The sequence below is a fragment of the Methylobacterium sp. M6A4_1b genome, from assembly GCF_053345175.1.
This window is the reverse complement of record NZ_JBKEZQ010000004.1, coordinates 210,056-232,916: the sequence shown is the minus strand read 5'-3', so window position 1 is coordinate 232,916 and position 22,861 is coordinate 210,056. Positions and strand designations below refer to the sequence as shown.

Here is a 22,861-nt window from a genome sequence, read left to right as displayed (position 1 = left end):
ATGATCCTCGAAAGGGTCTTGGTCTGAGCGTTATATAGGTGTCGCGCCGGTTTTCGTCAGGGGTTGCCCACTACTCAATTGCGCATGATCGACCGTCAGTGCGCCCCGCTCGAAGATGTGACGGGCCCAACTGATCCGCACGACGGCACCTGTCGCTTCGTGTTGCGAGATGTTCGACAACGTCAACTGCGCGCCGGAGCGTTCGATCAGTGTCTTTGCGATGAAAAGACCTAGCCCTAAGCCGGCTCCGGTACTGTCGGGGCTTCGCGAGCGATCCGGGCTTCGGGTCGTCACATAGGGCTCGCCGGCGCGAAGGAGAACTTCGCTGGAGAAACCCGGTCCGTCGTCCCGGATCTCAAGCCAGACCCGCTCCAGGGTCCAGCGAGCCTCGATGATCACGCGATCCGTGGCGAAGTCGACGGCATTGTCGACGATGTTGGCGAGCCCGAACATGACCCCCGGATTGCGTCTGCAGGCAGGCTCGGGACCGTCACCCTTGTTCGAGACGTCGAGGATGATGCCCATGGCGCGCTGAGGTTCGACCAGTTCCTCGACGAGGTGGCTTAGGCTGACCGTCTGCAGAAACCCGGCCTCGTCGCTGTCGAGCGATGTCAGCTTCGAGAGGATGCCGCGGCAGCGGTCGACCTGATCGCGCAGAAGTGCCAGATCTTCCCTCACGGAGGGGCTGGCGGTGGTTGCCAATTGACGCGTCAGTTCCTTCGTCACGACCATGATCGTGCCGAGCGGCGTGCCGAGTTCGTGCGCGGCAGCGGCGGCTAGGCCGTCGAGCTGTGACAGATGCTGCTCACGGGCCAGCACAAGTTCTGTGGCGGCAAGGGCCTGTGCGAGCTGACGCGTCTCGTCTGCCACCTTCCATGCGTAGACGCCGGTGAAGGCGGTGCCGAGTAGGATCGCGGTCCAGATGCCCGATATGTACAGGAAGGGCAGTTCCAGCCGTCCGTCGGCGAACCAAGGGAGCGGGCGGTGGACCAGGGCGAGCAGGGTCGCGAGGCCGATTGCCAAGAGCCCTAACGCCAGTGTCCGCTCGGGCGGCAGCGCTGTCGCCGAGATCAGCACGGGGGCGAGGAACAGCAGCGAGAATGGATTCTGCAATCCACCTGTGAGGAACAGCAGGGCCGCAAGCTGGACGATGTCGAAGGCGAGGAGCAGGGCCGCGGAGTCATCACTCAGGCGGTAGCTCGCGGGAAACCGAATGCGTAGCGCGAGATTCAGCCAGGACGAAGTGGCGATCACGAGGAAGCACCAGCCGAAGGGAAGCGGCAGGCCCAACCCGAACTGGGCTCCGACTACCGCCGCGCTTTGTCCGGTGATCGCGAGCCATCGCAGCCGCACGAAGGTGTCGAGACGCAGGTGCCGTGCGTCGCGGACGAAGCCGTTGGTGCTCATGTCGATCATGTCAGGGAAACGATAGGGCTCGGCTGTCTCGCGTCTATCCCTTCGGCCACCGTCATGCGCTCCTGCCGCTGTCGCTTTTGCGCTAAATCGATCCGACCAAATCCGCCGGGATCATTCTGGAGGGCGCCCGGCAGGATTCGCGTTTCTCCGGCATCACCACAGGTGGAACAAGCGTACCGGTGAGCGAGCGCCCCTTCTGCCGCATCTTCACCTTCGATCGGGGGTTTCGTGCGCGGCCCCGCAGAGCCGCAGCCCAAGCTCCTCATTGTCGCGCCGATGTCGGGTCACTAGGCCACGCTTCTGCGTGGTACCGTGGAAGCCATGCTTCCGGACCATCAGGTCTTCATCACCGATTGGGCCGACGCCCGCATGGTACCGATCGGAACCGGGCGGTTCGATTTCGATTCCTACATCAATTACCTCATCGACATGTTCCGCGACCTCGGTCCGGATCTCCATGTCATGGCCGTGTGTCAGCCAGCCGTACCGGTCCTCGCGGCGATCGCCGTGATGGAGGCGCAGGACTATGCACCGGTTCCGCGCTCCATGACCCTGATGGGCGGCCCCATCGACACCCGGTGCTCACCAACAGCTGTGAACTGCGTGGCACAGGAGCGTGGTACCGCTTGGTTCGAGCGCAACTGCATCACAACGGTTCCCGCAGGCTATCCCGGCGTGTGGCGCAGCGTCTATCCCGGCTTCTTCTAGCTATCGGGCTTCATGGCGATGAACCTCGACCGACACGTCAACGCCCATGCTGAGATGTTCGACCATCTCGTCAGAGGAGACGGCGATTCGGCGGTGAAGCACCGCGAGTTCTACGATGAGTACCTCGCCGTGATGGATCTCACGGCCGAGTTCTACCTCCAGACGGTGAAGACGGTCTTAGTCGATCACGTGCTGCCGAAAGCAATGATGTTTCATCGCGGCGCCCGCGTCGATCTCGGTGCGCTCCGCACTTGCGCCATCCACGCGATCGAGGGTGAGAACGACGACATCTCCGGAGTTGGGCAGAGACAGGCCGCCCTGGACCTCACACCAAACCTCCCGCCCGAGCGAAAAGCCTATCACCTGCAGAAGGGAGTCGGGCATTCCGACGTCTTCAACGGTTCGCCCTACCGTACCATCATCGCGCCTCGGATCGCCACCTTCGTCCGCGAGATGGCTTGTTCCGACCGCGATGGCCCCGCGAGTACGCAGCAGCCCGAAGCTGATCTGCTTGGATCGCCCGCCTGAGGATGACGGTGCGCGGATCGATGGCGAAGGCGGGCTACAGCGGTTAAGCTGGCGTCATGCGTTTGGCATTGCTGCGCGGGGCGGACCCGGATCACCTCGACATCGTGCATGGAGGCGAAACGCTTCGCGTTTTGTTACGTCGCCGGCCGACCGCGCGCCGCCTGACGCTTCGCGTCTCCAGCGCCACTGGCGACGTGGTGATGACTCTCCCGCCTCGGACCTCGGTCGGTGTCGCCCGGACCTTTGCAATCAGCCATGGTGGATGGATCGCGGCGCGCTTGGCGCGGGTGCCCGAGCGGGTGCTGTTCGAGCCCGATGCCCTGCTTCCGATCCGGGGGGTTCCACACAGAGTCGTGCATCGCGAGCGCCGCAGCGGGATCACCCGGCTCGAGGCCCTCGCGGACGAGTCCATTCTGTCGGTGGCCTGCGACGCACCGCACATCGCCCGACGGATCACGGAGTTCCTTCAGCGCGAGGCGCGACGCGATCTAACCGAGGCGGTAGCCCGTTACACCGAGAAGCTTGGCCACAGGCCGTCCCGCATCACGCTGCGCGACACCCGAAGCCGCTGGGGCTCCTGTACGGTGCGTGGCGAATTGAATTTTTCCTGGCGGTTGATCCTCGCCCCACCCCTCGTGCTCGACTACCTCGTTGCACACGAGATGGGACATCTGCGTGAGATGAACCACTCGGCACGGTTTTGGTCCCTGGTCGGCTCGCTCTGCCCGCACATGGACGAAGCGGAGCGCTGGCTCAAGCGCAACGGCGCCAGCCTACACCGATACGGCTGAGGGCCGCTTAGCCGCGGACGCGAAGAGCCCGGCTGCGCTCGACCTGCTCCGCCGGCCAGGTCGGACGAGGGTCGACGTCGCCTGGGTTCAGGGTGCGCGGCGCAACGCTGTCGCAGATCTCACGCTGGCGCAGGATCACCGGTTGGCCGAACTCGTCGCGGCGGCGAATGATGCCGCCGTCACGGCAGGAGCCTGAGAGTTCGGCAGAGCCTCCGCCGCGGCGGCCGCCGGGCGTGCGCGCCACGGGCCGATGCTCGACGACAAGGGGGCCGTCCCGGTTGAGGGAGCGCTCGATGTAAGTCGTCTCGCCCGCCGGCAGAGGGTCGGCGATGACCGGGCCTGCGATGACGAGAGTGGTGATAAAGAGTATGGCGCGCAGTCGCATGGATCTGTCCGTTGGCGGGCAAGCGTGGCGGCCAGCACTAGAGGCTGTACGCGCGGCGCGATAGTCGGTTCCCGAAGGCGGGCCTTCGCTTGACATTCGATGGCCCAGCATGGTCGGAACACCCGTGTTTTCCGTTAACGGTTCGCGGGGCGGCGAACCAGGCGAAAGGGTCGACGCGTGGGGTTTCGAGGAATGGTGCAGCGTGCACGCGGCCTGGTCGCCCGGGGTGTCGCGGCGAGCCTGCTCGGTGGAGCGATCCTGGTTCCCGACGATGCGGCGGCTCAAGGCATGGTTCGCAACACCTTCGGCGACTGGCAGCTTCGCTGCGAGACCCCGGCGGGCGCCAAGGCCGAGCAGTGCGCTCTGGTGCAGTACCTCGCGGCCGAAGACCGGCCGAACCTCACCCTGGTCGTCATCGTGTTGAAGACCGCTGACAATCGGGGCTATCTCCTGCGCGTGGTCGCTCCGCTCGGCGTCCTGCTGCCTTCTGGCCTCGGGCTGAAGATCGACAAGACCGATGTCGGCCGGGCCGGCTTCGTCCGCTGCCTCACGACGGGCTGCGTCGCCGAGGTCGTGATGGATGATGGGCTCATCAAGCAGTTCAGCGGTGGAGCGCAAGCGACCTTCATCGTGTTCCAGACACCGGAAGAAGGCGTCGGCATTCCGCTCTCGATGAAGGGTTTTGGACAGGGATTCGAAAGCCTGAAGTGACGGGCGCCGCAGGATGCGGACGGGACCGATGGTGCGAAGAGAGCGGGATCTCGGCATGAATCTGGGCAGGGTGAAGGGGCGACGGCGGTTCGGACTGGTGCTGGCGACGACCCTCGCGGCGAGCGATCTCGGGACGGGCGGCCTCTCTGCGGAGGAGGGGAACTTCTTCACGAACATGCTGAAATACGGCGGCACCTCTGTTCCGCCGTCGCAGCCAGCCGACACCGATCCGCCCAATTGCCCGACCGTGGCTGTGCCCGAAGGTGGCGCGGCGATCCAGGTCTATGCGGGCCGGGCAGGCGACAGCACCAGCCTCCGCCATCAGGTCACCATCGGGCGCCTCGCCCGGGAATGCGCCAAGCTTCAGGACGGCTCCGTGTCGGTGAAGGTCGGCGTCGAGGGGCAGGTTCTGCTCGGGCCTTCCGGTAAGCCGGGCCGCTTCGACGCTCCGGTCACGATCAGCATCAAGGTGGGAGACAAGGTCCTGGTATCGCGCGCACACCGGGTGTCGGTCCCGGTGGCGCCGGGGGCGGCCCAGGGCCTATTCTCCTTCGTCGAGGACAATCTCCTCGTCCCGGCGGCGATGACCCGCGACTACGATATCGAGGTCCGGCTCGGAGGTGCGCCGCAGAAGGCCGCACCGCGGAAGAAGAAGCCGGCACTGGCCAACACATCGGAGGATCGTGTCGCGGCCCCGGCCACGGGTGCGGCCGAGTGAAGGTTGGGCCTGCGCGGGTGACGTCCTGACCACGTCCGGACGCGACGTCGCCTTCTCCCTCGAAGCCACCGACGATCCTCTGTTCGACCGGCGGCTGCGCCTGTCCGAGACCACGCGTGCTTGCTGGATTGTCCTGATCTATCAAGGAGATCCCGCGGCCTATGCGCTGCGGCCAGTGCTGCGCCTGACGCGCGACGATGGACGGCGCGAGGTCTTCGTTCTGCCGGGGGCGGGGCAGGGGACGGCGACCTGGCTCGGCTACCTGCCGCCCGATGCCGCCGCGATCGATCTCGCCATCGCGGAACGCGGCGTGGTCGTGCTGGAGCGGGTCCGCCTTCGGTCAGAGGGGAGCGTCTTCGCCGAGTGTCTGCGCAAGCGGCCCCTCCGGGCGATCTCCGCGGGATATCAAAAGTTTAGGCGCAACGAGCGGCGGATGCGCGACATCCTCCGCGGGAGCTGCGCCGTGACGCCGATGGCGAAGGTCGAGGCCTGGATGGCCGCGCGGGCGCGCCGCGATCGCGCTCCGATACCGTCGGGGCCTGCGGTCCGGCTGGTGATGCCGGCGCGGCCGGAGGAGGCCGAGCGGGTCGCGGCGACGATCCGCGGCCTCGAGGCGCAGAGCTTTCCGGCCTGGAGCCTCGTCGTCGGCTGGTCGGAACCGGGATTCACCGTCGCCTCGGACGATGCGCGGATCGAACAGACCATCTGGCCGGCCTCCGGCCGTTTCGGTGATTTCCTCAATGACGACAAAGCTTTGATGCTGCTCGCGCCGGGTGATGGGCTCGATCCCGATGCCCTGGCGATCCTGGTGCGCACGCTGGCGGAGGCGAGCCGGCCGCAGATGGTCTACGCGGATGCCTGGGTGGAGGGCGCCGCGGCGAAGGCGGCCCTGAAGCCGGACTGGAGCCCCGATCTGGCGCTCGTCACGGCCTATCCCGGCACGCCGACCCTTTATGCCGGAGGCCTTCTCGAGCACCTCCGGACCAGGTCCCTCGGGGGAATCGAGACCGTCGCGACCCGCCTCGCGCTCGCGGCGGTATACCACGTGGGTCGTGACGAGGTCGCGCATGTGCCCCGCATTCTCGCCCGCGCGGCGCCTCCGTCGTCGGATTCGGCCGAGCGTCACGCCGCGATTCTCCAGGCTCACCTCGTCGAGAACCGTATCCCGGCGCGGGTCGAGTCGCACCCGTCCGGTTTCGACCTGCTCTGGGACCTGCCCGAGCCACCGCCCCTGGTCAGCGTCGTCATCCCCTCCCGGGATCGGCTGGAGCTCATCCGGGTCGCCGCCGACGGGGTCCTCAACGGAACCGCCTATCCGGCGATCGAACTCGTCATCGTCGACAACGGCTCGACCGATCCGGCCGTGCTGGCCCACTACGAAGGGCTGCGACGGGATCCACGGGTCCGCATCCTGTCCTATCCGGGACCGTTCAATTTCTCGGCGATGATCAATGCGGGGGTCGCCGGGTCCCGGGGCGACGTGGTGGTCCTGCTCAACAACGACGTCGCGGTGCTGCGCGAGGATTGGCTGGAGGCGCTGGTCCGACAGGCCTGCCGGCCGGAGATCGGAGCGGTCGGGGCGAAGCTCCTCTACGCCGACGGGACGCTGCAGCATGCCGGCGTGGTGGTCGGGCTCGGGGGGCGGGCGGGCCACATCCTGCGCCGGCGTCCGGCCGACACGCCGGGGATGCTCGGCCGGATGCGGGTGGCTCACGAGGTTTCGGCCGTCACCGCGGCGTGCCTCGCGGTCGGGCGGGCCAAGTTCGAGGCGGTCGGGGGGCTCGATGCGGAGAACTTCGCCGTCGACTTCAACGACGTCGACTTCTGCCTGCGCCTCTCGGCGGCCGGCTACCGGACGATCTGGACGCCCCGGGCGGTGATGGCCCATCTCGAATCGACCAGTCGCGGACCGGCGGTCGGCGCGGCGCGGCAGCGCTTCGAGCAGGAGGCCGACCGCTTTGTGGAACGCTGGCGCGACACCATCCGGCACGATCCCTACTACCATCCGGCCCTGACGCTGACGACGTTCGGGGAAGACCTTGAATAGGAAGGGCGACCCGGCGGTCGCCTTCGCGGGCGCGGCCCGAAGCCCGGCCTGGACGCGCTGGCAGCGGGCGGCCGCGCTCCTCGCCCGCTTTCCGCGGGAGGGGGTGGCGATCCTGCGGGCGCGGCTGGCGGGCAAGCGCGTCCGCGCCGCCCAGGCCGGCGCCGCCCTGTTCGGCCTCGACCATACGGGCCTCTTCTGCGACCCGGCGGCGCAAGGCCGTCTGCTGCGGGCGACCGCCGTCGCGGGCGAGGCGAGGCCGGGCGAGACCGCCCTGGTCCCGTCGATCGCGGACCTCGCGGCGAATCGGACGGACGGCGCCGACATCCTCGTCCTCACGGCGCCGGGTCATGCCCTGGTGCCGGGCGCACGCGCGCTCCTCGCCCAGGCCTTCGCGCGGAGCCCGGCATCCCAGCTCGTCTACGGGGACGCGCTGCTCGGGTCCGGGACCGGGACGGCGATGCCGCTTCTGCGCCCGGCCTTCGATCCGGACTACGCGCGGGCGGTGGATTATCTCGGCCCGGTCCTGGCGGTCCGGGCCTCGGCCCTGGCCGCAATCACCGAGACGGCGGGGCCGGTCAGCGATGCCTTCGACCTCACCCTGCGGGTCGCCGGGCATTTCGGGCGCGGGGCGATCGGGCACCTGCCGCGCGTCCTCTCGCGCAGCGCGGCGGCGGCCGCTCCGGACACGCCGGAGCAACGCGCCGCCACCCTGCGCCGCAGGCTCGACCGCAGCGGCGAAGGCGCCGTCGCGGTCCGCGTCGAGCCGGACGGCGTGCTGACCCTGGTGCATCCGCTGCCCGAGCGACGCCCCCGCGTCAGCCTCATCGTACCAACCCGAGACCGGGTCGATCTCCTGCGGACCTGCATCGCCAGCCTCGTCGAGCGCACGGACTGGCCGGATCGCGAGATCCTGATCTGCGACAACGACAGTCGCGAACCCGAGACGCTGGCGTATTTCCGGAACCTGGAGGCACGCGGCATCGCGCGGATCGTGCCTTGTCCCGGCCCCTTCGACTTTGCCGGCATGAACAACCGGGCCGCCGCGGAGGCGCGGGGCGCCGTCCTGGCCTTCGTCAACAACGACGTCGCGGCCCTGCACCCGGATTGGCTGGAGCGCCTGGTGCGCGAGGCCCTGCGGCCGGATGTGGGAGCGGTCGGGGCCAAGCTCCTGGACGGGCGCGGCCGCGTCCAGCACGGCGGCGTGCTGCTCGGGCCGGGCGGGCTCGTCACCCATGCGCACCGATTCTTTCCCGGGGACGCACCGGGCTACCTCGCCGGCCTGCGGGCGACCCGCGAGGTCGCCGCGGTCACGGCCGCCTGCCTCGTGGTGGAAACACGCAAGTTCGCGGCGGTGGCGGGCTTCGATGCGGGCGCCTTCGCGGTCGACTTCAACGACGTCGACCTGTGCCTGCGCCTCGGGGCGGCGGGCTACCGCACCCTGTTCGTCCCGGAGGCGGTGCTGCGCCACGACGAGGCCGCGAGCCGGCGCTGGACGCCCGCCGCGCGGGAGCGCCACGGGCGCGAGGTCGCGGCCTTCAGGGAGCGATGGGGGCCGCTGCTGGCGCAGGACCCCCATTATCACCCGGGGTTCGACCCCGATCTCGGCACCTATGCGCGGATGCGTCCAGGCTGGCCCGAGGCCGGCCCGATCGAGCTGCGCTGAGGCCCCCTACTGCACGAGGCGCGGACCGCCCGTCTGGACCTTCTCGTTCTCGGACATGATGCCGAGGCGCTTGGCGACCTCGGTATAGGCCTCGATCAGGCCGCCGAGATCCTTGCGGAAGCGGTCCTTGTCGAGCTTGTCCGACGACTTGATGTCCCACAGGCGGCAGGAATCCGGGGAGATCTCATCGGCGACGACGATGCGCATCATGTCGCCTTCCCAGAGGCGGCCGGTCTCGATCTTGAAGTCGACGAGGCGGATGCCGACGCCGAGGAAGAGACCGGACAGGAAGTCGTTGACCCGGATGGCCAGGGCCATGATGTCGTCGATCTCCTGGGGGGTCGCCCAGCCGAAGGCCGTGATGTGCTCTTCCGAGACCATCGGATCGTTGAGCGCATCGTTCTTGTAGTAGAACTCGATGATCGAGCGCGGCAGCTGCGTGCCTTCCTCGAGACCGAGGCGGGTGGCGAGCGAGCCGGCGGCGACGTTGCGCACCACCACTTCGAGCGGGATGATCTCGACTTCGCGGATCAGCTGCTCGCGCATGTTGAGGCGGCGGATGAAGTGCGTGGGCACGCCGATGTCGTTGAGGTGCTGAAAGACGAACTCGGAAATCCGGTTGTTCAGCACGCCCTTGCCGTCGATGACATCATGCTTCTGCGCGTTGAAGGCGGTGGCATCATCCTTGAAGTGCTGGATGAGCGTTCCCGGCTCCGGACCCTCGTAGAGGACCTTCGCCTTGCCCTCGTAGATGCGACGGCGGCGGTTCATAGGCGTGTACCGTGGTTTGAGGAAGTCCATGGGCCGTGACTCCTTGCGAGCGAACGATGCGGAATCCGCGGCGTGGCGGCCCGTCTGCGGGGCCGGGCCGAGAGACAACACGTCGTTACGTCGAAAGCCTCCCCGACCGTGGCGCAAACTACCCGAAGGCGGCTGGCAGCACAACGCGCTGGCCGGATGGGACCCATGCCGCCCTGAGGGAAGGCGGGTGATTATTCGGAGCCGGCTCCGCACGCAAGGGCCACGGGTCCGGGGCGGGCCGCGCCGTCCGGCTCACCGGGCGGGGGGACTCGCTCACTGAGTCGGGATCGTCTTCGAGCCGTCAGGGTCTCGCGCGGGCCGTCAGCGACTTGCTCACGGAGCAGGCGTTTTGGCCGGAAAGCGGCACAGGTCGGCGATGGGGCAGCGGTAGCATTCGGGCTTGCGCGCCTTGCAGACGTAGCGCCCGAACAGGATCAGCCAGTGATGGGCGTTGAGCCGGTAGGGGGCGGGCACGATGGCCTCGAGCCCGGCCTGGACCTTGTCGGTGGTGGGAGCGACCACCAGCGGGATCCGGTTGGAGACCCGGAAGATGTGGGTGTCGACCGCGATGGTCTCCTCGCCGAAGGCGACGTTGCGGACCACGCTCGCGGTCTTGGTGCCGACGCCGGGCAGCACCTCCAGGGCCTCGCGGGCGCGGGGCACCGCGCCGCCGTGCCGCTCCACCAGGATCCGCGACAGGGCGATGACGTTCCTGGCCTTGGTGTTGAACAGCCCGATGGTACGGATGAAGTCGCGCACCCGCTCCTCCCCGAGGGCCAGCATCGCCGCCGGCGTGTCCGCGATGGCGAAGAGCGGAGCCGTGGCGAGGTTGACGCTGCGGTCCGTGGCCTGGGCCGACAGAACCACCGCCACCAGCAGGGTGAAGGGGTTCTGGAATTCGAGCTCGGCGCGCGGCTCCGGGTTGGCCGCGCTGAGCCGCGCGAAGATCTCCGCGACGGTGTCCGCGCCCACGGGGTCCGGCGTGGCGGGCGCCTCTGCGACGATCGGCGCGGCGAGTCGCGCGGAGATCGGCGATTTCCGTGGTCGGGTCGGCTGTCGGCTGGGCATCCCTGCGTTATATTCCTCGCATGGCGAGCGGCAATGACCACGTCCCTCCGATCGGCCGGCATCCGGACGGCCTCGATCCCGACAGCATGGACCGGCCTGTGTTCCAGGCCACCATCCGGCCGCACCAATCCCTGAGCCCCGACGGCTTCCGCAACGTGATGATCGGGTGCTGCGTCGTTTCCCTCGTCACGTCGGTCGCCTGCATCCGCGCCGGCTTCTGGCCGGTGGCGGGCTTCTTCGGCCTCGACATGATCGCCCTCTACGTGGCCTTGAAGGCGAGCTTCCGGCGCGGGCGCTCGTTCGAGGAGGTGGTGATCACCCCGATCGAGGTCCTGCTGGCCCGGGTGACCCATCGCGGTGAACGCCGGGAATGGCGCTTCAACCCGCTCTGGACCAAGCTCACCCGGGTCGAGGACGACGAGTACGGCATGCAGACGCTGACCCTCGAATCCCGCCGGCAATTCGTGGTGGTCGCCCGCGACGCCTCGCCGCCCGAGCGCGAGGTCATCGCCGACGGCCTCACCCGCGCCCTGGCGCAGGTGAAGAAGGGCTATTGAGGTGAGCCGGTGCCGCCGGGCCGGGCTGGCGCTGCTGATCGGCGCGGGGCTGGGGAATGCCGCTTGGGCGCGGGACGGCGCGGCGGCACCCGCACGGGTCGCCGTCCGCTTCGTGGCGCCCGAGCGCTACACCGATGCCGACGACCGCTACGGCTCCGGCCCCGGCCTGCGTGGCACGCTGGCCGAGATCCGGCGGATCATCGAGGCCTCCGCCCTGCGGGTGCTGGGACCCGACGAGACGTTGTCCGTGGACGTCCTCGACATCGACCGGGCCGGCTTCGTGCGCCCGGACCTGAACGTTCCCCCGGGCCTGCGGATCGTCAGCGACGCTACCCCGCCGGCGATCCGCCTGCGCTACGACCTGCGGCGCGGGGGGCGCCGCCTCGCCGCGGGCGAGGAGCGCCTGACCGACGTCAACTTCCTGTTCGGTGCCCACGCCGCTGCCGCAACCGGGGGCTTCGGCTACGAGGAGGCCCTTCTGCGCGACTGGGCGCGCACCCGGCTGTCCTCCCGGGCCGGCGGCGCGGGGCCGCGCCCGGACTAGAGCCGCGCCCGGACTAGACCTGCCTCCGCCGGACCCGCCCGGACCGGACCCGGCCCCGTGGCGCCCGGGCGCCAGGCACATGACCAAAGCGTCATGTTTCCGCCAGCGTCGTGCAAGGCGCGGCGGCCCACGCTCCGGTCCATCGATCCAGCGCGGAGGGCACGGCATGACCATCGCCGGACAAGGCGGTTTCCCGCGGACGGGCGAGACCCTATCACTCCGTCCCATGCGTCTGCTCATCATCGAGGACGACCGCGAGGCGGTCGCGTATCTGGTCAAGGCCTTCCGCGAGGCCGGTCACGTGCCGGACCAAGCCTCGGACGGCCTCGACGGCTACGCCCTGGCGCAGGAGGGCGATTACGACGTGCTCATCGTCGACCGCATGCTGCCCAAGCTCGACGGGCTCTCGCTGATCCGCTCGCTGCGCGAGCAGGCCGTGACCACGCCGGTCCTCATCCTCTCGGCGCTGGGGCAGGTGGACGACCGGGTGAAGGGCCTGCGGGCGGGGGGCGACGACTACCTGCCCAAACCCTACGCCTTCTCCGAGCTGCTCGCCCGGGCCGAGGTGCTGGCTCGCCGCCGGGCCGGGCCGGGGGCGGCCGTGGAGGCCACGGCCTACCGGGTCGGCGACCTCGAACTCGACCGGCTGTCCCACCGCGTCACCCGGGCCGGCCACGAGATCGCGCTGCAGCCGCGCGAATTCCGCCTGCTGGAATACCTGATGCGCCATGCCGGGCAGGTCGTGACCCGGACGATGCTGCTGGAGCACGTCTGGGACTACCATTTCGACCCGCAGACCAACGTGATCGACGTCCACGTCTCGCGCCTGCGGGCCAAGGTGGACAAGGATTTCGAGCATCCCATCATCCACACCGTGCGCGGCACCGGCTACGTGCTGCGGGTCGACGAGGCCCGCGGCCCCGGCACGGCCGCGTGACGCCCCTCGACGACGCCCCGGCCGGCCGCCTCGGCAACCTGTTCCGCACGACGGCCTTCAAGCTGTCCTTCGCCTATCTCGTGGTGTTCGCCACCTTCGCGCTGCTGGCGCTGGGCTACGTCGCCTGGAACGCCAGCCGGGCGCTGGACGACCAGATGGTCTCCACCATCGAGGCCGAGATCAACGGGCTGTCCGAGCAGTACAAGGTCGGCGGCCTGCGGCGGCTGATCTCGGCGGTGGAGCGGCGCGCCGGCGAGCCCGGGGCCTCGCTCTACCTCGTCACCAACGCGGCCGGCGAGCGCATCGTCGGCAACATCGACGCCCTGCCCACCGGGCTCATCGTCGACCCGGGCCAGACCGAGGCCGACTATGCCCGCATCGGCGGGACCCAGACCCTCGAGCACCGGGCCATCGTGCAGATCTTCGTGCTGCCCGGGGGCTTCCGGCTCCTCGTCGGGCGGGACGTGGCCGAGCGCGACCGGCTGCGCGCGGTGATCGGGCGGACCTTCGGCTCGTCGGTGGGGCTCGTGGTGGTCCTCGGCGTGATCGGCGCCTGGTTCATCGCCAGCCGGGTGCTGAAGCGCGTCGACGCCATGACCGAGACCACCCGCCGGATCATGGCGGGCGACCTCGACGGGCGCCTCGCGGTGGCGGGGACCGGCGACGAGCTCGACCGCCTGGCGCGCAACCTCAACGCCATGCTGGAGCGGATCGGCGAGCTGATGCGCGGCCTGCGCGACGTCTCCGACAACATCGCCCACGACCTCAAGACGCCCCTGACCCGCCTGCGCAACCGGGCCGAGGAGGCCCTGCGCACCGCCGAGACGCCGGACGCTCTGCGCACGGCGATGGAGGGGGTGATCGAGGAGAGCGACGGGCTGATCCGGATCTTCAACGCGCTCCTGATGATCGCCCGGCTGGAGGGCGTGAACGCCCGCGAGGACTTCCAGACCTTCGACGTCGCCGCCGTGGTCCAGGCCGTGGCCGAGCTCTACGAGCCCCTCGCCTCCGAGCACGGCCTCGCCCTCCGGGTCGAGACCGAGGGCGCGCCCCTGATCCTGCGCGGCAGCCGCGAGCTGATCGGGCAGGCGCTGGCGAATCTCGTGGACAACGCGGTGAAGTATGGCGGGCCGAGCGGCGAGATCCGGCTCGGCGCCGCGCGGGCTGGCGAGGCCCTGCGCCTCTGCGTCGCCGATTCCGGGCCCGGCATCCCGGCGGAGGCGCGGGGCCGCGTGCTCGACCGCTTCGTGCGGCTGGAGGAAGCGCGCTCGCGGCCCGGCTTCGGCCTCGGTCTCAGCCTCGTCAACGCGGTGGTGCGCCTGCACCAGGGCACGCTGGCGCTCGAAGACCGTGCCCCCGGGCTCGCCGTCGTGATAACCCTGCCGGCCGGGGATCCGACGGGAGGGTAGGGCATGAACCAGGCCGCCGACGACGCGCCACGCCGCAGCCTTCGCGCGCGCCTCTCCGCCGCTCCCGTCCTGTCCGACCCCGAGACTGCGGCGTCGCGCCTCGCCGAGATCGAATCCGGCCTGCCGACGGGGTTCCTGGACGAGCCCCTGCGGGCGCTGCTCCTCGGCCTCGCCGACCATTCGCCGTTCCTCTGGCAGCTGGTCGCGCGCGCGCCCGGGCGCCTCGTGGCCCTCGCCGAAGCCGAACCGGAGGCGGCCCTGGCGGCGCTGATCGCCCGGCAGCGGGCGGCGGGGCGCGCGCCGGACCTCGAGGCCGTGACGCGCCATCTCCGGCAGAACCGGGCGGAGCACGCGCTCCTCGTGGCGCTCGCCGATATCGGCGGCCTTTGGCCGCTCGCCACGGTGACCCAGGCGCTCTCCGACTTCGCCGACGCCTCGGTCGGGGCGGCCGCCGACGCCATGCTGCTCCAGGCCGCCGCGGCGGGGCGCTTCCTGCCCCGCGACGCGGAGGCGCCGCAGGCCGGCTCGGGCCTGATCGTGCTGGCGCTGGGCAAGCACGGGGCGGGCGAGCTGAACTATTCCAGCGACATCGACCTCGTGGTCTTCTTCGACCCCGAGATCGCGCCGCTGAAGCCCGACCTGCCGGCGACGCTGTTCTTCACCAAGCTGGCGCAGGGCATGGCCAAGCTCCTGCAGGAGCGCACCGCCGACGGCTACGTCCACCGGGTCGATTATCGCCTGCGCCCGGACCCGGGCTCGACCCCGGCGGCGCTCTCGCTGAACGCGGCCTACGTCTATTACGAGAACCTCGGGCAGAACTGGGAGCGCGCCGCCTACATCAAGGCGCGGGCGATCGCCGGCGACATCCCGGCCGGGGAGGCCTTCCTGGCGAACCTGCGCCCCTTCGTCTGGCGCAAGTACTTCGACTTCGCCTCCATCGCCGACGTCCACGCGATGAAGCGCCAGATCCACGCGGTGCGCGGGCACGATACGATCGCGGTGGCGGGCCACGACATCAAGCTCGGGCGCGGCGGCATCCGCGAGATCGAGTTCTTCGTCCAGACCCAGCAGCTCGTCTTCGGCGGTCGCCGGCCGGAGCTGCGCGGGCGCGGCACCGTGGCGATGCTCGACGGCCTCACCCGCGACGGCTGGATCGACGCGACGGCGCGCGACGACCTCACGGCGGCCTACGGCTTCCTGCGCACCATCGAGCACCGCCTCCAGATGCTGCGCGACGAGCAGACCCAGCGCCTGCCGAGCGAGGCCGACGAACTCGACCGCTTCGCGCGCTTCGCGGGCTTTCCGACGCTGGCGGCCTTCGAGGCGGCCCTGTTCCACCACGCCCGCCGGGTGCAGGGCCACTACGCCCTGCTGTTCGAGGCCGAGCCCGACCTCTCGTCGGATGTCGGCGACCTCGTCTTCAGCGGCACCGGCGACGACCCGGGCACCCTGGCGACCCTGGCCAAGCTCGGCTTCCGCGAGCCCGAGCGCGCGGTGGAGACGGTGCGCGGCTGGCATTTCGGCCGGCGCCCCGCGGTGCGGACGCCCCGCGCCCGCGAGGTCCTGACCGAGCTGGTGCCGGTGCTGATGCAGGCGCTGGGCGGCACCGCCCACCCGGACGCCGCCCTCGACACCCTGGACCGGGCCTTCGCCCGGATGCCGGCGGCCCTCGAACTCCTGACGATCCTGCGCTCGAACGAGCGCCTGCGCCTGCTCTTCGCAGACCTCCTGGGCACCGCGCCGCGGCTGGCCGAGACCGTCGCCTTCAGTCCGCACGTGCTCGATGCGGTGATCGACCGGGATTTCGCCGATCCCAGCACCGACGCCGAGGCCCTGGCGCTGCAGTTCCGCGCCCGCCTCGGCCAGCCGAGCGACCACGAGGACTTCCTCGACCGCGCGCGCGACGCCGCCCGCCAGCTGCGCTTCCTCACGGGCGCCCGCCTCCTGTCCGGCATCCTCGCGCCCGAGGAGGCCGGCCGCGCCTTCGCGGGGATCGCCGACGCGGTGATCGCCGTCACCGTCGCGCGGGTCTCCGAAAGCTTCTTCGCCGAGCACGGGGCGGTGCCGAAGGGGCGCCTGACGGTGCTCGGCCTCGGCCGGCTCGGCTCGCGCCAGCTCACCGCGGATTCCGACCTCGACCTCGTGCTGATCTACGATTTCGACCCGGAGGACCGCACCAGCGCCGGCCCGAAAGCCCTCGACGCGGCGGTGGCCTACAACCGCCTCGCCCAGCGCATCGTCGCCGCCCTGACGGTGCCGACCCGGCGCGGGCACCTCTACGAGGTCGACCTGCGCCTGCGCCCCGGCGGAGGGCAGGGGCCGGTGGCCGTGCAGTGGCGCAGCTTCCGCAGCTACCACGCGGAGGAGGCCGAACTCTGGGAGCACATGGCCCTGACCCGCGCGCGGGTGATCGCCGGCGATCCGGGCCTCGGTGCCGAGCTGGACGGCGCGATCCGCGCCGTGGTGGGTCGCCCGCGCGAGCCCGGCGAGGTCCGGCGCGCGGTGCGGGAGATGCGCGCCCTCGTCGAGCGCGAGAAGGGCCATCGCGGCCCCCTCGACCTCAAGCTCGCCCCCGGCGGCCTCCTCGACCTCGATTTCCTGGCCCAGGCCCTGGTGCTCGGGCAGGCCCATCGCCGGCCCGACCTCGTCGGCCTCGGCGCCTGCGCGGTGTTCGCCGAGGCCGCCGACCACGGCGATCTCGTCCGGCCGGACGCGGAGCGCCTGGTCGAAGCCTATCGCCAGTTCGACGACGTGCTGCACTGGCAGCGCCTGATGGTCGAGGGCGACCCGGCCGAGGCCTCGCCCGTGGCCCTCTCCCGCCTCGCCGTCGCCATGGGCGCCCCGGATTCGAACCGCCTCATCGCCCAGCTCGACGAGACGCGCAGCGAGATCCGCGCGCTGTTCGAGCGGTCGATGGCGGGGTGAGGGGGCAGGCCGGTCCGGCTCGACCTACCGCGCGAAAGGCCGCGCGAAAGGCCTCGCGAAGGTGGCGCGATGAAGCCCGGATCGTGCCTGCCGGAGCTCGAAGGGGCGGCGGCTTGCCGGTGGAACCACACCGTCGTTCCGGGGCGCCGCAGGCGCGCCCGGAAACCAGAGCCGCCGACGGCGTCGAATTCCGGACCACCTGCATGTCTCGATCCCGGGCTCCGCTGCGCGGCCCCGGGAGGACCCGGTGCTGCGTGTGGATTTCCGACGCACGGAGCGGCATCCGCACGCGCCCAGCCCAAGGGGGCGAGGGGCAGGGCGAGGTGGGTCATCTCTCAGAATAGGATGCCCGCTGCGTCCGACCCTGTTCTCACGGCAATTCCGTCCCGCGGCGCGATCCTCAGACCCGCTCCGCCACCGCCTCCGGCGGGCGCGAGGTGGCGCCGGCGGCGTCGCGCAGGGAGGCGACGGTCTCCTGGGCGGCGTCGGGCACGAGGTTGCGACGGTTCTCCGGGGTCGGGATCGGCAGGCGCACCATCACGATGGTGCCGAGGCCCTCCTGGGAGCGGATGCGCAGGCCTCCGCCGTGGAGCTCGGCCATCGAGCGCGCGATGGCGAGGCCGAGGCCGGAGCCCTTGTGGCTGCGGGTGAGGTTGGTCTCGACCTGCTGAAAGGGGGCGCCCAGGCGGCGCAGGGCCGATTTCGGGATCCCGATGCCGGTATCCTCGACGAAGATGTGGACGTGGTCGCCGGCCGGGCGCGCCTTGATGATGATGCGGCCATCGCCGGGCGGCGTGAACTTCACCGCGTTCTGGACGAGATTGGTCAGGATCTGGTGCAGGGCGCGCTCGTCGGCCAGCACCGTCAGCGCTTCGACGACATCCACGTTGACGGCGAGGGATTTCGCGCGCGCGGACTCGCCGACGAGCTTCAGGGTGCCCTCGATGGCGGAGGCGACCGCGAGTTCGCGCGGCGCCAGCTTCACCGTCTGGGCCTCGATGCGCGACATGTTGAGGATGTCGTCGATGACCGAGAGCAGGTAGTCGCCGCTGGAGCGGATGTCCCGGCAATAGTCGGTGTAGCGGGGCGAGCCGAGGGTGCCGTAGACCTCGCTCTCCATCAGTTCCGCGAAGCCCATGATCGCGTTGAGCGGCGTGCGCAGCTCGTGGCTCATGTTGGCGAGGAACTCGGACTTGGCCTGGTTGGCGCCTTCGGCCTGCGCCTTCTGGTCGAGGTAGCGCTCGGCCAGGTCGGCGAGCTGCTGGGTCTGGAGTTCCAGGGTGCGGCGGGAGCGCTTGAGATCGCGCACCGTCTCGATCAGTTCGCGCTCGGACTGGACCAGCTGCTCCTGGTGGCGCTTCAGGCTGGTGATGTCGGTGCCCACCGAAACGTAGCCGCCGTCCTTGGTGCGCCGCTCGCTGATCTGGAGCCAGCGTCCATCGGTGAGCTCGGCCTCGAAGGTGCGGGCGGTGGCGCCGCTCGGCTCGAGGTCGCGCAGCTCGCGCCGGACCGGCGGCAGCACGCCCCGGCCCATGATCTCGGCGTAGCGCCGCCCCGGGATGGCGTCCTCGGGGCTGAGGGCGTGGAGGTGGCGGAACTTCGAGTTGCACAGGACCAGGCGGTTGCCGGTGTCCCAGAGGACGAAGGCCTCCGAGATGGCCTCGACCGCGTCGCGCAGGCGCATGTCGGCGGTGGCGTTGAGCTCGGCCAGATTGCGCTGCTCGGTCACGTCGAGGGCGATGCCGACGAGGTGGCGCCCGCCGTCCATCGTGTCGGGCACGATCTCGGCGCGCATGCGCATCCAGACCCAGTTGCCGGTGGCGCCCCGCACCCGGAACTCGTGGTCGACGGTGGACTGGCTCGCGGCGAGGTGGCGGGCCAGGCTGTAGAGGTCGCCGTCGTCGGGATGCACGAGGGCGTTGACGTCGCCGAAGGACAGGAACTCGCGCTCGCGGTGATAGCCGAGAAGCGCGTACATCGAATCCGACCAGTAGATCCGGCCGCGCGGGATGTCCCAGTCCCAGAGGCCGCAGCGCCCGCGGCCGAGGGCGGTGTCGAGGCGCTGCTTGATCTCCTCGCAGACGCGGTCGACCGCGTAGGCCCGTCGGGTCTGGAGGGCATAGGCGATGCCGGTGCCGATGATCACGAGGGCGGCGGCACCGAGGAGGATCGCCTGGTTGCGCATCCGCGTGGTCCAGGCGGCGGTGATGGCGCTGAGCGGCTGGAGCACCGCGACCTGGCCCCGCCCGGCGGGCAGGTTGCGCAGGGCCGCGATCACCACGGAGCCGTCGGCCAGGGTCACGGTCATCACGCCGGCGCTCTCGCCGAGGGTGGAGAGCGCCTGCATCTCCCCGAGATGCTGGGTCAGGGTGCGCCGGGGGCCGGAGAGCGGCGGATTGGCCGCCACGATGACGTCGTTGGGCGAGATCAGCAGGATCTGCCGCCCGGCATGGAGCAGGCCCGGCGGCAGCAGGGCGCCGAGATTGCGGTGAGCGGCCTCGCCCTTCGCCTCGCCGTCGATGTCGATCCCGGTGAAGGCCGCCGCGGCGAGGCGGGTCACGGCCTCCACGTCGGTGGTCGCCGCCCGGATCACCTCCTCGCGCTGGGCCTGCAGCAGCATCGCCGCCACGGCCCCGAAGCAGATCAGGAAGGTCGCGAACAGCGCCGGCAGGGCGAAGCGCAACCAGGTCTCGGCGCGCACGAAACAGACACGAGCGGCGTGTTGCGGCCGGTGGATGCCAAGAATCGTATCCGCACGCGCGGAGAGGGAAGCGGAATCCGCCTCCAGCATGGACTAACTCCGCCGTTGGGATTTTGGTGCCGGGAACGCGGGCCGATCCGCGTTTCGAATCGTATACGATTCAACATTTCCGCAGGGGATTTGTCCACGCGTTTTTTCCGGCCACGCTTGACTCCTGGCGCGAATCTCAAGTCCGGATTCAGTCTCGCGGGCCGGTGAAAAGCCGATTCCCTTCAGGCACTTGCTAGCCGGCAAGGGTCCGGTCGAGGATGTCGCCGACGTCCCGTGACACTCCGGCAACAGCGCGAATTTTCAGCAATGTGGATTCGGCCGCCGCGCGGCGCACCGGCTCCATCATCCGCCACGATCCGAAGGCCGTGAGCAGGCGCGCGGCCACCTGCGGGTTGGTCTTGTCGAGGGCCAGAACCGCCTCCGCCACAAGGGCATAGCCGGCGCCGTCCGCCCGGTTGAACTGGGTCGGATTGCCCATGCTGAAGCTGCCGATCAGCGCCCGGACCCGGTTCGGGTTGGTCATCGAGAAGGCGGGGTGGTCCTGCAGGCCGCGGATGCGGTCCGGCGTTCCGGCCTCGGGGATCCCGGCCTGGATCGCCAGCCACTTGTCGAGGACGAGGGGTTCGGCCCGGTAGGCCTCGGCGAATCGCGCCAGCGCCGATTCGCGCTCGGGGCCGGGCGCCTGGGACAGGACCGAGAGGGCGGCGAGCCGGTCGGTCATCGTCGTCGCCGCGTCCATCTGGTGGATGGCGAGCAACGTCGCGGAGGCTGGATCGGCCGCCGCCGCGAGGTCGAGGGCCGCGTTGCGGAAGGCGCGCCGGCCGGCGGCGGCGGCGTCGGGGCTGAAGGGCGTGCCCGGGGCCTCCGCGAGGGCGTCGCGCAGGCCGAGGAGCTGCGGCTTCAGGCGGGTTCCGAGCGCGCGGCGCAGGGCGTGCCGGGCGCGGTGGATCGCGTCCGGGTCGATCCCGTTGGCGATCTCGTTGGCGACGTCGGCCTCGCTCGGCAGGGCGAGGACCAGGGCGGCGAAGGCCGGGTCGGCGAGCGCCTCGGCCTCCAGGAACCCGGCGAGCGCCTGGCCGAATCCGGTGGCGCCCGCCTCCGGCAGGGCGCCGGAGCGCGTCCCCTGCACGAGGAGGCGCATGGCGACGCTCTGGGCCGCCTGCCAGCGGTTGAACGGGTCGGTGTCGTGACGCAGCAGCGTCAGCGCATCGGAATCCGTCATCTCGATCTCGACCCGCACCGGGGCGGAGAAGCCGCGGAACAGCGAGGGCACGGGCCGGGCCGGGACGTCCCCGAGGGTGAGCGTGTCGCTCGCGCCGTCGAGGACGAACACGCCGTCGCGGACCCGGTCGTGCGCCGCCGCATCGAGCGGACCGTCCGGACCGACGAGGCCGAGGCGGACGGGAATCACCAGGGGCGGGGCGTCGGGGGCGCCGGGCAGGCTCTGGCGGAAGGCGAGGCGGTAGGTCCGCGCCTCCGGATCGTAGCTGCCCTGCACCGCGACCCGCGGCGTGCCCGGGCGCTCGTACCAGCGCGCGAAGGCCTCGAGGTCGCGGCCCGAACTGCCCGCGAAGGCGGCGAGGAAATCCTCCACCGTGGCGGCGCGGCCGTCATTGTCGGTGAAGTAGCGGTCCATCCCGGCCCGGAAGGCCTCCGCGCCGAGGAGCGTGCGCAGCATCCGCACGATCTCGGCGCCCTTCTCGTAGACGGTGGCCGTGTAGAAGTTGTTGATCTCGGTGTATTGGCGCGGCCGCACCGGATGGGCCAGCGGCCCGGCATCCTCGGGGAACTGCCGCGCCCGCAGGGTGCGGACCTCGCCGATGCGGTGCACGGCACGCGAGCGCATGTCGGAGGAGAATTCCTGGTCGCGGAAGACCGTCAGGCCTTCCTTGAGGCAGAGCTGGAACCAGTCGCGGCAGGTGATGCGGTTACCGGTCCAGTTGTGGAAGTACTCGTGCGCGATGATCGCCTCGATGGCGGCGTAATCCGCGTCGGTCGCGGTCTCCGGCGAGGCGAGGACGTAGCGGTCGTTGAAGATGTTGAGGCCCTTGTTCTCCATGGCGCCCATGTTGAAGTCGGAGACCGCGACCACGTTGAAGACGTCGAGGTCGTAGGCGCGGCCGAAGGCGGTCTCGTCCCAGGCCATCGCGCGCGCCACCGCGTCGAGGGCGTAGTCCGCCCGCGCGGCCTTGCCCGGCTCGACGTAGACGGCGAGGTCCACCGTGCGGCCCTCGCTGATGGTGAAGGGGCGCCGGACGGCGTCGAGGCGACCGCCCACCAGGGCGAAGAGGTAGGCGGGCTTCGGATGGGGGTCGTGCCAGATCGCGTAGTGGCGCCCGGGGCCGGCCTCGCCGGATTCCACCGGGTTGCCGTTGCCGAGCAGGACCGGCGCCGCGTCGCGATCGGCCTCGATCCGCGTGGTGTAGACCGCCATCACGTCGGGCCGGTCGAGGAAGTAGGTGATCCGCCGGAAGCCGTCGGCCTCGCACTGGGTGCAGTAGACCCCGTTCGAGCGGTAGAGCCCCATCAGCTTGGTGTTGGCGCTGGGGTCGATCCGGGTCTCGATCTCCAGGGTGAAGGGACCCGTCGGCGGCCGGTGCAGGGTCAGGCCGGAGGGAGAGACGGCGTAGGCGTCCGCATCGAGGACGGCGCCGTCGAGGCAGAGGCGTTCGAGCACCAGGTCCTCGCCGTCGAGGACGAGGGGCGCGCCCGGGCGCCCGGCCGGGTTCGGCGCGAGGCTCAGGGTGGCCCGGACCCGGGTGGCGGTGGGATGGAGCGCGACGTCGAGGGCCACCGCGCCGATCCGGTAGTCGCTGGGGCGGTAATCCTCCAGGCGGATCGCGATCGGGGTTTCGGTGCGCATGCGGGATCCTCGACGTCGGGGCCGCACTGTGCGGGGTG

16 protein-coding genes and 1 pseudogene are annotated in these 22,861 nt (G+C 70.5%); 11 read left to right on the top strand and 6 right to left on the bottom strand.

Going from position 1 to position 22,861, the window contains the following annotated elements:
* Positions 1-30: 30 nt before the first annotated feature.
* On the bottom strand, positions 31-1,416 hold the full coding sequence (locus ACLBWX_RS06385) for an ActS/PrrB/RegB family redox-sensitive histidine kinase (protein ID WP_447676229.1): 1,386 nt from the start codon (positions 1,414-1,416) through the stop codon (positions 31-33).
* 164 nt (positions 1,417-1,580) lie between these two features.
* Between ACLBWX_RS06385 and phaZ the strand changes: the two are divergent.
* A pseudogene (gene phaZ, locus ACLBWX_RS06380) lies at positions 1,581-2,652 on the top strand (polyhydroxyalkanoate depolymerase); the annotation flags it as partial.
* A 56-nt stretch (positions 2,653-2,708) separates the two neighbouring features.
* A complete protein-coding gene (locus ACLBWX_RS06375; protein WP_447676228.1) occupies positions 2,709-3,443 on the top strand; it encodes a M48 family metallopeptidase in 735 nt (244 codons plus the stop codon).
* A gap of 7 nt (positions 3,444-3,450) precedes the next feature.
* On the opposite strand, the gene ACLBWX_RS06370 is transcribed toward ACLBWX_RS06375, so the two are convergent.
* Complete coding sequence (locus ACLBWX_RS06370; RefSeq protein ID WP_447676227.1) at positions 3,451-3,828, bottom strand: hypothetical protein; 378 nt, start codon at positions 3,826-3,828, stop codon at positions 3,451-3,453.
* Positions 3,829-4,020: 192 nt separating this feature from the next.
* Between ACLBWX_RS06370 and ACLBWX_RS06365 the strand changes: the two genes are divergently transcribed.
* Genes ACLBWX_RS06365 through ACLBWX_RS06350 form a run of 4 tightly spaced genes read left to right on the top strand, consistent with a single transcriptional unit; the run spans position 4,021 to position 8,967 of the window.
* Positions 4,021-4,539, top strand: a complete 519-nt coding sequence (locus ACLBWX_RS06365) for an invasion associated locus B family protein (RefSeq protein WP_447676226.1) — start codon at positions 4,021-4,023, stop codon at positions 4,537-4,539.
* 55 nt (positions 4,540-4,594) lie between these two features.
* Positions 4,595-5,257 carry a hypothetical protein gene (locus ACLBWX_RS06360; protein ID WP_447676225.1) on the top strand — a complete coding sequence of 221 codons (663 nt, stop codon included), beginning with the start codon at positions 4,595-4,597 and terminating at the stop codon, positions 5,255-5,257.
* Positions 5,223-7,304, top strand: coding sequence for a glycosyltransferase family 2 protein (locus ACLBWX_RS06355; protein WP_447676224.1), 2,082 nt, complete (start codon positions 5,223-5,225; stop codon positions 7,302-7,304). The genes ACLBWX_RS06360 and ACLBWX_RS06355 overlap by 35 nt, the downstream gene beginning before the upstream one ends.
* Positions 7,297-8,967 (top strand): glycosyltransferase, encoded by a 1,671-nt coding sequence (locus tag ACLBWX_RS06350; RefSeq protein WP_447676223.1) that lies wholly within the window; start codon positions 7,297-7,299, stop codon positions 8,965-8,967. Before ACLBWX_RS06355 ends, ACLBWX_RS06350 begins: the two co-directional genes overlap by 8 nt.
* Positions 8,968-8,973: 6 nt before the next feature.
* Here ACLBWX_RS06350 and purC read toward each other — a convergent pair whose 3' ends face one another.
* Both purC and nth read right to left on the bottom strand, forming a co-directional pair.
* The gene (purC, locus tag ACLBWX_RS06345; RefSeq protein WP_055955211.1) at positions 8,974-9,768 is read right to left on the bottom strand and encodes a phosphoribosylaminoimidazolesuccinocarboxamide synthase; all 795 of its coding nucleotides are present in this window, start codon (positions 9,766-9,768) and stop codon (positions 8,974-8,976) included.
* A gap of 333 nt (positions 9,769-10,101) precedes the next feature.
* Positions 10,102-10,836, bottom strand: a complete 735-nt coding sequence (gene nth, locus ACLBWX_RS06340; RefSeq protein WP_447676222.1) for an endonuclease III — start codon at positions 10,834-10,836, stop codon at positions 10,102-10,104.
* A gap of 20 nt (positions 10,837-10,856) precedes the next feature.
* Between nth and ACLBWX_RS06335 the strand changes: the two genes are divergently transcribed.
* The 5 genes from ACLBWX_RS06335 to ACLBWX_RS06315 all read left to right on the top strand — a co-directional run bounded on the left by ACLBWX_RS06335 (position 10,857) and on the right by ACLBWX_RS06315 (position 17,208).
* Positions 10,857-11,393 (top strand): DUF2244 domain-containing protein, encoded by a 537-nt coding sequence (locus ACLBWX_RS06335; RefSeq protein ID WP_447676221.1) that lies wholly within the window; start codon positions 10,857-10,859, stop codon positions 11,391-11,393.
* A 1-nt stretch (position 11,394) separates the two neighbouring features.
* Positions 11,395-11,937, top strand: a complete 543-nt coding sequence (locus ACLBWX_RS06330) for a DUF3016 domain-containing protein (protein WP_447676220.1) — start codon at positions 11,395-11,397, stop codon at positions 11,935-11,937.
* Positions 11,938-12,163: 226 nt separating this feature from the next.
* A complete protein-coding gene (locus tag ACLBWX_RS06325; protein ID WP_447676313.1) occupies positions 12,164-12,874 on the top strand; it encodes a winged helix-turn-helix domain-containing protein in 711 nt (236 codons plus the stop codon).
* Positions 12,871-14,283 carry a sensor histidine kinase gene (locus tag ACLBWX_RS06320; protein WP_447676219.1) on the top strand — a complete coding sequence of 471 codons (1,413 nt, stop codon included), beginning with the start codon at positions 12,871-12,873 and terminating at the stop codon, positions 14,281-14,283. Before ACLBWX_RS06325 ends, ACLBWX_RS06320 begins: the two co-directional genes overlap by 4 nt.
* 3 nt (positions 14,284-14,286) lie before the next feature.
* Complete coding sequence (locus ACLBWX_RS06315) at positions 14,287-17,208, top strand: bifunctional [glutamine synthetase] adenylyltransferase/[glutamine synthetase]-adenylyl-L-tyrosine phosphorylase (RefSeq protein ID WP_447676218.1); 2,922 nt, start codon at positions 14,287-14,289, stop codon at positions 17,206-17,208.
* A gap of 400 nt (positions 17,209-17,608) precedes the next feature.
* Here ACLBWX_RS06315 and ACLBWX_RS06310 read toward each other — a convergent pair whose 3' ends face one another.
* Positions 17,609-19,999: a PAS domain-containing sensor histidine kinase gene (locus tag ACLBWX_RS06310; protein WP_447676217.1), complete on the bottom strand. Its 2,391-nt coding sequence runs from the start codon at positions 19,997-19,999 to the stop codon at positions 17,609-17,611.
* A 193-nt stretch (positions 20,000-20,192) separates the two neighbouring features.
* Entirely contained in the window at positions 20,193-22,823 is a 2,631-nt protein-coding gene (pepN, locus tag ACLBWX_RS06305; protein ID WP_447676216.1) for an aminopeptidase N, read from the bottom strand.
* Positions 22,824-22,861: the final 38 nt, after the last annotated feature.